Source organism: Haladaptatus pallidirubidus, assembly GCF_020700235.1.
Taxonomy (GTDB): Archaea; Halobacteriota; Halobacteria; order Halobacteriales; family Haladaptataceae; genus Haladaptatus; species Haladaptatus pallidirubidus.
Genome location: NZ_CP085302.1, coordinates 88,835 through 102,617, shown reverse-complemented (window position 1 = coordinate 102,617; position 13,783 = coordinate 88,835). Strand labels below are relative to the sequence as shown.

16 protein-coding genes and 1 pseudogene are annotated in these 13,783 nt (G+C 48.3%); 8 read left to right on the top strand and 9 right to left on the bottom strand.

Annotated elements, in window-relative coordinates; all coding sequences use genetic code 11:
* Positions 1–769 precede the first annotated feature (769 nt).
* Positions 770–1,762 (top strand): MBL fold metallo-hydrolase, encoded by a 993-nt coding sequence (locus LIX15_RS21345; protein WP_227777371.1) that lies wholly within the window; start codon positions 770–772, stop codon positions 1,760–1,762.
* A gap of 53 nt (positions 1,763–1,815) precedes the next feature.
* On the opposite strand, the gene LIX15_RS21340 is transcribed toward LIX15_RS21345, so the two are convergent.
* From LIX15_RS21340 to LIX15_RS21320, 5 genes and pseudogenes are all read right to left on the bottom strand, one after another.
* Positions 1,816–2,322: a gamma carbonic anhydrase family protein gene (locus LIX15_RS21340; protein WP_227777370.1), complete on the bottom strand. Its 507-nt coding sequence runs from the start codon at positions 2,320–2,322 to the stop codon at positions 1,816–1,818.
* Positions 2,323–2,456: 134 nt separating this feature from the next.
* The gene (locus LIX15_RS21335; RefSeq protein WP_227777369.1) at positions 2,457–3,041 is read right to left on the bottom strand and encodes a GPR1/FUN34/YaaH family transporter; all 585 of its coding nucleotides are present in this window, start codon (positions 3,039–3,041) and stop codon (positions 2,457–2,459) included.
* Between the two features lie 156 nt (positions 3,042–3,197).
* Complete coding sequence (locus tag LIX15_RS21330; RefSeq protein WP_227777368.1) at positions 3,198–3,983, bottom strand: enoyl-CoA hydratase/isomerase family protein; 786 nt, start codon at positions 3,981–3,983, stop codon at positions 3,198–3,200.
* A 52-nt stretch (positions 3,984–4,035) separates the two neighbouring features.
* Positions 4,036–4,849 (bottom strand): annotated as a pseudogene (locus LIX15_RS21325) (enoyl-CoA hydratase/isomerase family protein).
* Complete coding sequence (locus tag LIX15_RS21320) at positions 4,846–5,730, bottom strand: 3-hydroxyacyl-CoA dehydrogenase family protein (RefSeq protein ID WP_227777367.1); 885 nt, start codon at positions 5,728–5,730, stop codon at positions 4,846–4,848. Before LIX15_RS21320 ends, LIX15_RS21325 begins: the two are co-directional and overlap by 4 nt.
* Positions 5,731–5,953: 223 nt before the next feature.
* On the opposite strand from LIX15_RS21320, the gene LIX15_RS21315 reads away from it, so the two are divergent.
* Both LIX15_RS21315 and LIX15_RS21310 read left to right on the top strand, forming a co-directional pair.
* Positions 5,954–6,796 (top strand): acyl-CoA thioesterase, encoded by an 843-nt coding sequence (locus tag LIX15_RS21315; protein ID WP_227777366.1) that lies wholly within the window; start codon positions 5,954–5,956, stop codon positions 6,794–6,796.
* 325 nt (positions 6,797–7,121) lie between these two features.
* Complete coding sequence (locus LIX15_RS21310) at positions 7,122–8,774, top strand: acetate--CoA ligase (protein ID WP_227777365.1); 1,653 nt, start codon at positions 7,122–7,124, stop codon at positions 8,772–8,774.
* A 435-nt stretch (positions 8,775–9,209) separates the two neighbouring features.
* On the opposite strand, the gene LIX15_RS21305 is transcribed toward LIX15_RS21310, so the two are convergent.
* The 4 genes from LIX15_RS21305 to LIX15_RS21290 form a co-directional block, all read right to left on the bottom strand.
* Positions 9,210–9,491: a 2Fe-2S iron-sulfur cluster-binding protein gene (locus LIX15_RS21305; protein WP_227777364.1), complete on the bottom strand. Its 282-nt coding sequence runs from the start codon at positions 9,489–9,491 to the stop codon at positions 9,210–9,212.
* A 2-nt stretch (positions 9,492–9,493) separates the two neighbouring features.
* A complete protein-coding gene (locus LIX15_RS21300; RefSeq protein ID WP_227777363.1) occupies positions 9,494–9,976 on the bottom strand; it encodes a GNAT family N-acetyltransferase in 483 nt (160 codons plus the stop codon).
* A gap of 120 nt (positions 9,977–10,096) precedes the next feature.
* Complete coding sequence (locus LIX15_RS21295) at positions 10,097–10,666, bottom strand: amidohydrolase family protein (RefSeq protein ID WP_227777362.1); 570 nt, start codon at positions 10,664–10,666, stop codon at positions 10,097–10,099.
* A gap of 18 nt (positions 10,667–10,684) precedes the next feature.
* Positions 10,685–10,981 (bottom strand): hypothetical protein, encoded by a 297-nt coding sequence (locus tag LIX15_RS21290; protein ID WP_227777361.1) that lies wholly within the window; start codon positions 10,979–10,981, stop codon positions 10,685–10,687.
* A gap of 120 nt (positions 10,982–11,101) precedes the next feature.
* Here LIX15_RS21290 and LIX15_RS21285 point away from each other — a divergent pair, with 120 nt between their 5' ends.
* From LIX15_RS21285 to LIX15_RS21265, 5 genes are read left to right on the top strand one after another with little or no spacing between them, the layout of a single operon-like run.
* The gene (locus LIX15_RS21285; protein WP_227777360.1) at positions 11,102–12,022 is read left to right on the top strand and encodes a Phenylacetic acid catabolic protein; all 921 of its coding nucleotides are present in this window, start codon (positions 11,102–11,104) and stop codon (positions 12,020–12,022) included.
* Positions 12,019–12,393: a metal-sulfur cluster assembly factor gene (locus LIX15_RS21280; protein ID WP_227777359.1), complete on the top strand. Its 375-nt coding sequence runs from the start codon at positions 12,019–12,021 to the stop codon at positions 12,391–12,393. The genes LIX15_RS21285 and LIX15_RS21280 overlap by 4 nt, the downstream gene beginning before the upstream one ends.
* Positions 12,390–12,599, top strand: coding sequence for a phenylacetic acid degradation PaaB family protein (locus LIX15_RS21275; RefSeq protein WP_227777358.1), 210 nt, complete (start codon positions 12,390–12,392; stop codon positions 12,597–12,599). The genes LIX15_RS21280 and LIX15_RS21275 overlap by 4 nt, the downstream gene beginning before the upstream one ends.
* Positions 12,596–13,360, top strand: coding sequence for a Phenylacetic acid catabolic protein (locus LIX15_RS21270; RefSeq protein ID WP_227777357.1), 765 nt, complete (start codon positions 12,596–12,598; stop codon positions 13,358–13,360). Before LIX15_RS21275 ends, LIX15_RS21270 begins: the two co-directional genes overlap by 4 nt.
* A 5-nt stretch (positions 13,361–13,365) precedes the next feature.
* Complete coding sequence (locus tag LIX15_RS21265; protein ID WP_227777356.1) at positions 13,366–13,548, top strand: PaaD-like zinc ribbon domain-containing protein; 183 nt, start codon at positions 13,366–13,368, stop codon at positions 13,546–13,548.
* Positions 13,549–13,783 lie beyond the last annotated feature (235 nt).

Below are 13,783 nucleotides of genomic sequence, written 5' to 3'. Positions count from 1 at the left end.
TGGATCGAATCAGTGCATTCGAATAATATTGTTTAGAGCAATTCAATGCGCACATGCGTAATGAGTTAGTTCAAATTTGAAAGAATATTTATTTAAATATTCAAATAAATATCAATGCCGTCTTTAATGGCTGTGGTAGTGCATAGGAAGAACAATTCTTTAAAATATCCATAGATATATGAATTAATTCTAAATTTAATATCTTAATATAAATATTTGTAAAAATATTTATTTTCTTTGATATATGAACTGATGTTATCTTCAAGTGAAGGAATCGGTGGTTGACCAATTATATTGGCAATTCAATACAAATATCGCAACTAAACGTTGATTTTTATCCCGGTTTGCTTAGGTAATCCGATCGCCGGATTATTGCCAAATTGAAAATTTAGCGACAATATTGGGAAATAGCTTGCTCCGTCGATATTGTAACTAACATACAATAATAAAGGGCGACAATGGTAGTGATCTAATCCGTATTTCCAATTGACCTTCATATGATGATCTAACGTACTACCAGATTATAAATATATCTTAATAATAATTATTATATATGGATGCGGAATTTTCATTTTGAATGAATTTTAATTCGTCATCAATCCCTGCTCTCAACATCTATTAGAATTCCTACATTACAGGTAGTTTTAGATCTACAAATACCCAATCGACAAATCGCTCACTTCTCAACGTAATCTAATTAGACTGTACCTGGCAACCTATTCCTAGTAATCCCCAGACTATTATTACGGAGTAGGGCATCTCACTAATCGTGAACATCGACGCAATCCAGCTGAGCAATACAGAGTTCGAGGGAAAGAACAATGCTTACCTATTGCGTGGTAGCGAAACCACCCTCATTGATACAGGCGTCTCAATGCCTCGAACAGAGGAGGCACTTCGAAAAGGGCTCGCTGATCACGGCCTGAAAGTGGCCGATCTCGACCACATTCTATTGACACACTTACATGAGGATCATATTGGCCTTGCGGGCTCTTTCCAGCAAGAGAGTGGGGCGGTCGTCCATGCTCATCCTACTGATGCGCCACTCATATCACGAGAATCGGAAGCAGTTGACCAATTTCGCGAACAACAGCGTGCATTTTTCAATTGCTGGGGAATGCCAACGACTGCACAGCGCGAGTTGCTTGACTTCATGAAACACCATGATGAACTTCGTGGGGAACCTCCTACTCCAATAACACACACTGATGGCGACATTATTACGCTTGGAGATCAGCAGCTAACTGTCGTCCATATGCCCGGACATACAGCTGGTCATATTGGATTTGCATTCGAAACCGATAATGGAACGGCACTGTTTGCTGGTGATTCACTTTTACCACATTATACACCGAACGTTGGCGGGGCAGATGTGCGCGTTTCAGATCCGCTCGAATCATATCTTACAACACTTTACCGGATTCGAGATACTGGTTTCATACGTGCTTACCCGGGACATCGATACGTCATAAATGATCCCACAGCTCGTGCTCAGGAAATCATCAATCATCACTATGAGCGGAGTCAACGCATTATCGACATCTTATCTAAGAATTCTGCTATGGATGCATGGGCTGTTAGTGCAGAGCTATTCGGGGATCTGGTAGGGATTCATATTCTCCATGGTCCGGGTGAGGCGTACGCCCATTTGAACCATCTTACCAATAACAACCTACTGACTGAGAGAGAAGGGATGTATGCAACAAAATCGAATGCAGCAGATCGACTTGACGATCTCTTCGATCATACAGCTGAATTATAGTCCATTACCTGGGCTTTGTATCCTACAAATAATCCGCATACGTTAAATGTCTCTTATTCATATCTATTAGTGCCTTTATATTCCTGTCCAAGATCCACATAGTGTTGATAGACTCGTGAGATCTCGTTTCGCTGATCCTCAGTCAGCGGTCGTGTTTGAGCGGGCGCTCCATACGCTAAATGCCCTTTTGGAACCGTTTGACCTTGTAAAACGACACTGCCTGCTGCAACTACACAATTTGACTCAACGGTTGCACCGGCGAGGACTGTACTTTGCATTCCAATGAGTGTATGATCTTCGACGGTTGCATAATCTACAACGGCATTATGCCCGATCGAGACTTGATCTCCAATCGATGCCCCATGAAGCATCGTAAACTCTTGTACGTTACACTCCTCGCCGACTATTGTCGGATTGCTCCGTTCACCGCCGCGCAAACACACAAACGGCCACAGACTGGATCGTTCACCCACTGTCACATCGCCAATCAGGTATGCCATCTTTGAAACAAATGCAGACTCTGCTACAATTGGTTTCACACCAAAGATAGATTCTTGCATATGCTGAGTAACATTGGTCGAGTAATAAAGTAGTATTGGGAAAAGAGTCGGTATTATTATTCTCAATAGGACGAACGCCTACTCCACGCTTTATGTGTAAAACGTGTTCAGTGTTTGTTGGAACTATCGTTTGTTCACTCGAGATGCTGTGTCTCACCTATTTCTGCGGATGTTGTTTCGATATCTGACCCGATATTAATGGCAAAGATGTCTTCTGCGGCAAGCAACCAGATGCAGATTGCCGCTAACCATGCAGACGCGCCGGCTGCAAGATTGAGTAACGAACTCGTGAGGATGAAGTTTACACCAGCGAATAACACGAGCAGAAACAAGAACACGAACGCACCTTGGATCTGCCACCCCAGTTGATTTTTGAAGGCTGGATAGCCCAGAAGAACGATTGGAATGAGCAGAACCAGAAAATAGGTTGCCAATGCTTGTGGTGTCACTAACCCCAAGACTTGGCCGACCGTCTCAAGCATGAATAAGCCGAATAACCAGATACCAAATGTCGTGACGACTGACCCGAGATAGGTTTTGCCCTGTGAAATTTCCCATAATCCACCGATACTTTCCCCAACTGCTGCAATGAAGATAGCGAATACTAATGCGCCTGCTGCTTCATGCGCGATGAGTAGTTCTGCCCCTAATACGGCAAGTGAATACCCGAATAGTAGTAGGGGAAAGATTCCAGGATTGACGGACTTATTTTGTGTCATGATTCAACACGCCCCAATAATTGGTAATAGTGTAAATATATATTGTGGTAACGGTAATATCTGTTGGTTCTCTTTCGACGGAGTATGGTTTATCCTCGATCGCAACAGCTACTACGCAACTGTCGTCATCTAGCCGACCAAAAATGGAACTCCTTGTTATTTCCCCGTAAATTCGGGATCTCGCTTCTCTCGAAACGCTTTGATTCCTTCTTCGTGATCCTGGGTTTGCAAAAGCGTGCTCTGGGCAAGCGATTCGAGCAAACTCGCTGTTTGTGGGTTCTGATTCGCATTGGAATCAATCACACGCTTTGCTAAACCGAGAGCCTGTGGCGGTTGCGGAAGAAGGTCCCGTGCATAGTCGTCGGCTGCATCCATCGGATCATCTGCGATCCGTTCAACGACACCCAACTCACGGGCACGTTCGCCATCAAACAATTCTCCGGTGAAGATGAAATCTTTTGCTTTGCCAGGGCCAACGAATTGCACAAAGCGAGAACAGCCACCGAGTCCAGGAATCAGACCAATATTGTGTTCGGGGAATCCAAAGGTTGCATCGGGTGCTGCAATTCGTACATCACAGGATAATGCAAGCTCGAGTCCGCCACCAACGCAGGTGCCGTCGATGGCTGCAATGACTGGTTTTTCGAGTTGTTTGAGACCCTCAAATACGCGGCCAAGGATGCGAGAGTTTGTCCGAAATTCCTGTGTTGTCCAGTTTTGGGCTTCTTCGAAGAGTCCGATATCAGCACCCACAGAAAAGACATCTTCAGCGCCACGGAAAACAACGACTCGTACTCGTTCTTCGCGGAGTATCTCGAGGACGTCTGCAAGTTCATGGCGAACATCCTGGTTGATCGCATTCACAGGCTCATTGCGTAACGCCACCGTTGCAATGCCATCGGATATCTCGACAGCAAGCGTTTCAAACTGCATAGTGGTCATACGAGAGTCAAACTATATGGTTTTATGGGAACGATCTTACTGAAAATCGCCCCTACCACCCTTTCCAATGTGGCTCACGTCCCTCGAAGAAGGCGTCGATACCTTTGTCTTTATCAGCAGTGGCAAACAGTTGGACGAACAGTTCTGTCTCATAATCAATACCCGCATCGAGCCCCATTCGTGAGGCCGCACGAATACTTTCTTTCGAAAATTCGAGTGCAACAGGACCCTATTCCGCGATCGACACAGCGAGACTGTTTACACGACGCTCGATATCCTCCTGTGTGCAGACTTCATCAACGAGACCAATCTCGGCAGCCTCCTCGGTATCGATAAGATCGCCCGACAGAATAAGCTTCAGCGGTTGCCCCTCACCAACGAGTCGAGGCAACCGCTGTGTCCCACTGCCTCTAGGAATGAGACCCAGATTGATTTCAGGTTGCCCAAGTTTTGCACCGGACTGAGCAATGCGAATATCACAGGCAGTGGCTAATTCCAGTCCTCCGCCAAGTGCATGCCCGTTGATGGAGGCGATAACTGGCGTCGTGAGTTCTGCGACGATTTCGTACACTCGTGGGCGCTCGCTTGCACGCCGCTGTTCGAACATACCTCGTTCACGAAGTTCGCTCACATCGGCGCCGGCGACAAAGGCGTTGCACTCCGGTGATCCCGTAATGACGACGACGCGACTACCAGACGTCTCGATGGCTGGCAAAACGGTTGCCAGTTCCTCACGAACGGTTCCATTTAACGCATTGCGAGCGCGGGCGGTTGATCGTGATTGTGGTAATACCGCCATCAGCACAACATTCTACCTGAATCGACTCATAGTCCGCAGCCAATACGATATCTGTGTTGTTCGTCATTGGATACTCCATTCGTCACTCATCGCGACGCGGTCGCCATCTTCCCAAACGTAAAATCCCTCACCGGACTTCTTCCCGGTTTTGCCAGCCCGCACCTTCCGTTTAAGCAATTGCGGTGGCTTAAACCGCTCTCCAAGTTCCTCCCGAAGATATTCGAGAATATCGAGGCGCACGTCCAATCCCACGACATCCGTCAGTTCGAGTGGTCCCATCGGATGATTGTATCCGAGTTCCATCGCGGTGTCGATATCCTGCGGTGATGCCACTCCTTTTTCGACCATTCGAATCGCCTCGACACCGAGAGCAACTCCAAGTCGAGAGGAGGCAAATCCTGGCGAGTCTCGCACAGTGACCGGTGTCTTCTCAAGACTAGCAACATAGTCCAATACGAGCGTATGGGTCTTGTCGGTTGTTCGTTCGGCGATAATAACTTCGACAAGCGCCATGATGTGCACTGGATTGAAGAAGTGCAACCCGACGAACTGGCCAGGGCGTTCGAGTGCGCTTGCCAATTCAGTCACAGAAAGCGATGAGGTGTTTGTCGCGAGTACTGCTTCCTCGTCGAGGAATTTCTCGGACTCTGATAAGACGTTCTTTTTTAGGGAGAGTTTCTCTGGTACCGCCTCAACCACGAGATCGGCACCCTCAATTGCTGACTGCAGATCTGTTTTGCTGGCAATGCGGTCTAGTGTCGATGTCATCTCCTCTCTTGTTACTTTGTCCCGTTCGACGCCACCCTCTAGGTTTACCCGGATGGCGTCGATCCCTTTTGAGACTAACTCCTCGTCGAGGTCCCGCAGGACTACTTCGTGCCCAGTCATTGCACTGACTTGTGCAATGCCATGACCCATTGTACCTGCGCCTAGTACTGTCATTCGCATATCGATGAAAGGTATTACCGCCAACTTAACCTTTGATATTACACTGCCTCACCTGCAAGAACGGGCCGAATCGAGACACAGATCGTGCTCCAGTACTCTGCGTATGTACCGTTGTACTGGTGGCCTTTGCACGCACGGGAGAGAAGTCCCAACGACAGCAAGAACTTGATATCTAATTTCAGGATCCATACCTTAATAATCATTGATCGCGACGTCTCGAAACATGCAAACTATCGTTGATCATCCAGTGCAATTCGGCGAACTTGCAGGATCGCTCGTCCATGGCGCAATGTTTTTCGATTGGCAGCTGATCTCGACTCAGAAAATTGCAGCGGCATTCGACTATTCGTTTGAACAAATCCTTGCTGCTGATGGAATCCCATACGCACCAGTGGTTGTCGATACGTCAGTCGACCGTTATCCCACGATCGGTGAAACAGTAACCGTTGAAACAACGCCACAAAGCGTAGGCGACTCGAGTATTGAATTGTTGTATGAGATGGTAGACGGTGATGGCGAGCGGTTGGCAACGGCCCAAATGATCCACGTCACGATCTCACCAGCTGGAACTGCTTTGGCATTACCTGAAAAGACGCGTTCGGATTTCATCGAGGCCTGTGCTGATCGCAGTGCCACAGTCGGTGTCCATACAAAGACTCCTAGCGGGGAACAACTGCCCTCGTTTTCGTCATCATTCGAGATCCGCAGTCCCCATATTGAGGGAGCGGAGTTAGCATATTTCGAAGAATATCCCCGGTTTGCGGATATCTCGCTTGAAGAGTTCCTCGGCGAGCAGGGAACAAGCCAGAACGAATTGCAAGGTGAAAAGCAACCGTATCATCTTCGCAATTGGAGCTGGGAATTTTTGTCGCCTGTGTATTTCGAGTCGACATTATCTGTCTCGTCTGATGTCCTCGAAGTTGATCAGGAAACGATTTGTATCGCGCACGAGTTTACGAGCGGTGGTCAAACGAATATCAAAGGTATTACCGAATATGGGTGCTACGACCGGTCGGGACATCCAGTTTTGTTTGATGCGCCAATGCTCGCGCCATTTGAAGAGTGACAATTCTCGCACCTTGAATCCAGGAGTGTATCTTCTGTTTGCAGGTATGTCCTAAGATTGAAAATAATTCTTGAAGCGATTCATGGCTATCGTTTCTTTAACCACATCCTCAGTGTTTGACGCGATGTGGATGAGCTAACGCCCTTGGGGTGCACTGTACAAAACGGGTTTTGCCGGGAGCGAGGTTCTTACAGGCGGTATGGAAACTGTGGTTCGGGAGTTTAATCCAGATAGGTTTTGATCTAGATGGTTGTTTTCACAGGATTAAAATACGATTCCAACCGGAAGGTATTTTATCTGAAACCATAATAATCAATCTAGCGTTATGCAAGCCAAGATTCCACAGTCATATCTCCCGGATGAAGCGGAGCATCCTGACTTGGTACACGCAGTACCGGAGGTTCACTACCCTGAGACGATCAACGCTGCAACTGAACTCGTGGATCGACACGTAACCGAGGGACGCGGGGATAACGTCGCAATCCACTTTAAGAGCGAGAAAATCACATACAGTGAACTCCAAGAGCAAATTAATCGATTAGGAAATGCGCTCTTGGAACTAGGGGTTGAGCCAGGTGATAGAGTCGTTGTTCGATTTACGAACCGACCAGAAGCGATCGTCTCCTGCCTTGCGACCCAGAAGATTGGCGCTGTACCACTCCCATCGATGAAATTGTTGCGAGCGAAAGAGCTCACCTATATCATCAACGATGCGGAAGCAACCGCAGCCGTTGTCTACGATGACCTCTTGGATGAAATAGAGGCAGCCCACGATGATCTCGAGACGCTCGAGGAGATTATTGTCGCCGAACGCAATGGTATCGGTCATGACTTTCACAGTTATAATGACTTGATCAACGACACTTCCCCTGAACTCAGTAGACACGAGACACACCGGGGAGATCCTGCGCTCATGCTATACACGAGTGGAACGACGGGCAAATCAAAAGGGACGTTCCATACCCATCGACAACTACTGGCAACCGCCGACACATATGCTCGGTATTGTATTGAACCAACGGAGGACGACGTTTTCGGTGGTAATCCACCGCTTCCGTTTGCCTACGGGTATGGCGATCTGGTGACGTTCCCATTACGGTTCGGTGCGAGTACGAGTCTTGTCGAGAATGCCAGCCCACAAACACTGCTTGAAACCATCGAAAACCACGGCATTACCGTATTCTGTTCTATTCCAACAGCGTACAATCAGATTTTATCGAAGCATCCGAATGGACCAGAAAAGTACGATGTCTCTTCTCTCAGACTGGGTGTAAGCGCAGGTGAGCCACTCACACCGCATACATTCGAGCAAATAAAGCAAGAGTATGGAATCGAAATTCTCGATGGCATTGGAACCACTGAGATGCTGCATATCTTCGTCAGCCACCGCCACACTGATGAGATTGATCCGACTGCTACTGGGTTCCCAGTACCAGGATATGAGTGCAGGATTGTCGATCCGGATACGGGTGAAGATCTCCCCCGAGGAACACCAGGGTTACTTGCTGTACGTGGGCCAACCGGTATGACATATTGGAATCGGCCAGACAAGCAGACAGAAGCTGTCGATGATGGATGGAGCCTTCCAGGGGATATCTTCGTTCAGCGTGAGGATGGTCGTTTCGAGTATAAATCCCGCCATGATGACTTGATCATCTCTAGCGGCTACAATATCCCTGGTCCCGAAGTTGAGGCAATTCTTGAAGAGCACGAAGCGGTGAGCGAAGTTGCCGTGATTGGAAGTCCACATGAACAGCGGGGACAGATCGTTAAAGCAGTTATCGTGCCGAACGATGAGATAAGCGTGGATAGCGGCCTTATAGACGAATTGCAAAATTCGGTCAAGAAAACGTTAGCGCCGTACAAGTACCCCCGCGAAATCGAATTCGTTGATAAACTTCCCCGAACTGAAACGGGAAAGATACAGCGAATAAAACTCCGAGAACAGGAACAGGATCACGCTGAAAATCCAGTCTGAGTGAAGTAGCGACTCCACGGTTCCATTTTACTCTTCGAATAGAGCATCCGTAGTTCGTTCTCAAACACCTGGATAGTACCGATTTTGAAGGTCCCATTGGTGTTTACAGTCCTTGATTACAAGCTTGTTTACGCAAATTGTGTTCAATAAGGAAGGATCTTCTTATTCCTAAGGACTTCGACTTACCACTTCTTCACACTCCCCTCTCTGTAATGGTTCTACCACTGTTCTGAATTACAGCCTTAGATTTGTAATGGAACTGCGATATTGTCATTACAAAACTAATGATGTAATGGATGTCTGCCTTTGGAACTCCCTCAAAACAAAGTATCACGCCCTTAGTTGATGTTTACACTTTTTGTAAACAGGGATATGCCATAATCTCTCCTCTCCACCACGATACCTAAAAACCAAAACTTTCTACGTATGAGGCTGCTACGGACCGGTATTCGTCTCTATTTTCACATCGGAACGTGGTTTAGCGACGCAGGTAAGCACATATCCTTCTTCTTGCTCCGAGTCAGAGAGAAACATTGCTTCAGTCTGATCAACTTCGCCCTGAATGACGAGCCCAGAACAGACACCACAAACGCCCATGCGGCACTGATAGGGGAGATCGAGGCCCGATTCCTCTGCGGCCTCCAGAATTGATTGGTTCTCGGAAACCTCGATGGTGGTCTCTTCGTTAATGAATTCTACTTCATGTTTCTCTACCATAATTACTCCAGTTGCTTTTCATAGACGTGTTCGACAGGCGTGAACCCAAGCGCTTCATACGTCTCTTGTGCTATCTCATCGCCCTCGATCGCATTGATCCGATAGAAGTTCACATGCCGAGGCGAGGCGCGAAACCACTCCACCGCAGTCTCGAGCATTGCTTTTGCAACCCCTTCATCCCGATAGGGTTCAATCACATAGAGACCGTTGACATAGCCATGGTCTTCGAGACGGAAGATGGGGTGGTTGCCCATGATTCTGGCTTCGACGACACCAACAAGCTCATCGTCAGATTCTGCAACGACGACGGTTCCGTATTTCGAATCGACTAACTGATTCTCGAAGTAGGTGAGCCATCGTTCGTCTGCGTTCTCCTTGTGACGATATCGATCATCGTATTCCGAGAGATGGTCGGTAAAGCCGTGCCAGAGGTCGAGAAGTGCTGTACCATCTTCAGCATCTGCATGTCTGGTTGTTACATCCATGAATATGAAATCGAACACGTGGGGTAAATAAGTTATCCCCCTCAAACCGAAGCGTAAAATGAGGCGTTACACTCCTCCCTCACAGACAATGCAAAACGGTGCTGAACAGGGCGGGATCATTCATAGGTCATATAGTCGATCTGCATTGCCGCGCAGAATTGCATCGATAGTATGTTGTGGCAGCTCGAGGTTTTGAATCGCCTCGATATTGGTTCCGATATCGGGAACCATTTGTCCTAGCCAATCGCTCCCGAACAGGACGCGGTCTGCAACACGGTTGATCTCAGGGAAATACTCGAACAAGTTCTGTGGAGGGAACGAAGAGATGTCGAGAAACACGTTTTCATGGCGATATAGGAGAAACCACGCCTCATCCGTATACATTGGCCGCCCACCATGTGCCATCACAATCGGAAGATTGGGGAAATCAACTGCAATATCGTCGATCGGCATCGGGTCAGCACATCGAGAACGGGCGTCTGGAATGATGCTGGTTCCAGTGTGTATCATTATCGGGATGCCAGCCTGTTCACAGCGTTCATAGAGAACTCGCAGCCCAGCGAGGCCGCGTGTATCTGGATCCTCGCGGTAATCGTTTGCGTTGATGCCTTGTGGTAGATGGATTTTGATGCCATCCAATGCCAGATCCTCGGTTGCACGTTCAACCGTTGTGTCCGGATCATCCGTCAACCGGGGGTCGAATCCACCTTATACTAGAATCCGATCGAGATGTAAATCGCGGTAGTCAGCAGCCCATTCGTTCACGGCATGCGTATAGCCCATTCCTGGAGCGACGTAATTGATCGTCGCTGCCATTGCGATATCCTGTGAATCGAGATACGCGACAAACTCGTCCGGATTGCGGGCGAGTGTGGGTTTTTGCTCGAAATTAGATGAGTGTTCTTTAAGTGTGGCTCGTGCACCGTCTTTGAGCCACCAGAACGGATTCATGTGAACATGCGTATCAATGGTGCCACTTGGTGGTGACCGGGAAGCAGATACCATACTGTGATCGTCATCTCATTCCTTCAAAAATGTATTGTCGAACAGAAATATGTCGAAATATGCTATGGCATGGCAAGTATTATATGTTACCGTAAATAATGGGAATACGAGGTAATCACGATGGTTAGCGAACGGCAGTTCAAGGAAGAACTGCAAAATGGCCGAATGATTGAATCGACAGACGAAATGACGGATGGTTATCGAGATGCGCTGATCACGATCCTCAAAGTGTCCGGAGACACGGAACTGATGAGTGCTCCCGCCTACTACGAGCAGTCATTGAATGCGCCGAGTTTGAATGCTCGAACCTCCTGTGTGAGTGTGATTCAGGACGAGCTCGGCCATGGTCATATCGCCTACCGATTACTCGAGGATCTCGGAATGAGCCGTGAAGAGCTCGTCTACGGACGCGAACCCCATGAGTTTCGCAATACGTACGGCTTCGACCAATACATCGATAATTTCGCAGAACTCGTGTCCGCACACGGGATGTTTGACCGAGCAGGGATCGTGCTCCTCAGCGATATCCACGAAAATACCTCGTATGCACCGTGGAAGCGTGCCCTCACCAAGGTGAGCAAAGAAGAACAATTCCACCTCCGACATGGTGAAACGTGGATGCGCCGGCTTGCGACGAAAAACGACAAGACGAAACAAAAACTTCAGTCAGCAGTCGACTGGATGTTCCCGATCGCTATCGAATGGTTTGGACTCCCGGATGACAAGAAAAAGCATAGCGATCAAATCGATTATCAAATCAAGGGCTTAACCAACGACGAACTCCGCCAAGCATGGATGGAACGAACGGTTCCATTGTGCAATGAACTCGATCTCGAGGTTCCAGCGCATTATGACGATGAAGCAGGCAGATACGTCCTCGAGTACGACTTTCCGGTTGCCTTTGACGAGGAAAACAAACAATGGCTGTTTGACGAGCCAATTTCGTGGTCTGATGTCATCGACCGCTGGCGGTCTCGTGGGCCAGCAAACGAAAAGTACGTCAATATGATCCAGTCCGGGAAGTTGGAGGCACTCACATGAGCACAAACACCGCACCGACGAATACTGACGAATTCACGCTTGGGCCAGATGCGGAAACATCGTCGTTCGAGCAGGAACTCTGGACGTTGATTGACGAGATTCCCGATCCACATATTCCGGTTAGTCTGGTTGAGATGGGGATGATCTACGAAGTCAACGAAAGAGATGGTGACGTCACAGTCGAGATGACGTTCCCCTGTATGGGTTGTCCGGCATACGAGTTCATCCAGACTGATATCAAGAGTATCCTTCGTCCAGTCGAAGGGGTCGAATCCGTTACGATAGATATCGTCTGGGATCCCGTGTGGTCGAAAGACATGCTCGAACCAGAAGTCCAAGAAAAAATGCGGAACGCCGGAATCAGTCTATGAGATACGAAGTGTTTGCACAGATCAAACCAGGAGACGAGATTATTCACGTTGGTCGGGTTGAAGCGGATAACGGTCGCTTGGCAAAATCGTACGCTAGAACAACGTTCAATGAAGAGGACTGGAACTACATGGCAGTCGTCGCGGAAGAGAACCTCTTGGAGGTTACCGGCGAGCATGATATACCAACCCCGGAGGGAGAGCTGTGAGTGAATGGTCTACAGAAGCACTGGAGTACGTTCAATCAATCACCGATACGAAGCTCCTGTTGTCCCACCGCTATGCCGAGTGGATGTTGGCGGGACCGTCTCTTGAGGACAATATCGGTGGTGCCAGTGCTGCCCAGGATGAAGCAGGGCACATTCGACAGTTGATGCGTCTGCTTGAACAGCAAGGGCGAGACTCTGACTGGCTCGAAGGAGCTCGTGAACCAGAGGAATTTCAGAACGCTCCACCGTTGGATTCATCGAACGAAACCTGGCTCGAGTATATCGTGGCCGTTGCAACTACCGATCGCGCAGCATGGTATATGCTCGAATCAATCACCGTAGATGATTTCAACGGGCTCGTCAAAAAGATTGGAGAAGACGAATACTTCCATCTCGACTACCACGATGCGCGTCTAACGACGCTTGCAGAGAGCCAACCCGATGAACTTCAAGAAGCCCTGGAACAAACACTGCCAGCAGTCTTATCGTTCATTGGTCCGGAGTCGTATACTAATAAGCAAGATCCCCTGGTACAGAATGGGTTTGTTGACCGGTCTGCTGTGGAACTTCGGACTGCCATCCTCTCACACTATGAAGACCTTTTCAACGATACCGCAGTGTCGATTGCAGCTATCGACAGTACGAGTCCATCCCAAGATGATTGGGATTCGACCCGACGACGCGTGGGAAGCGACGCGATCGCTTTGTCCGTTATCGAATCGCTAACTGGGGAACAAAATAATGAGTTCGCCATGCAATGAGCATCATGAATGACCCCACGGCGCAGGAGGAGTTCACCCCGACCTGCCCCTTCTGTATGTCAACTGACGTCAAACAAGAGTCCGCGTTTGGGTCCGAGATCTCGAAAGCCCAGTACTACTGTAAAAACTGCCAAACGATGTTTGAACGGCTCAAGTATGACGGCAAGCGCCCGGATACGAATCGATAACACAACGCAACACCCCCCATCCAATCTCACGTGCGCACGTAACATATTGTCACTTTTACTTCGAATTCATCCTCTACATTTGATAATTGATAATGCTCACTACTAGTCGACCCAGGGTTATTGTTTCCCGATGTACTATTTTCGACTCAGATCCCGAGTTGTTGATCGCATACCGTGGTTGGATTTCCCTCAAGTGAGCCCTGTTCGCTGTCTCACCTCGATGCTAATCTTTTGA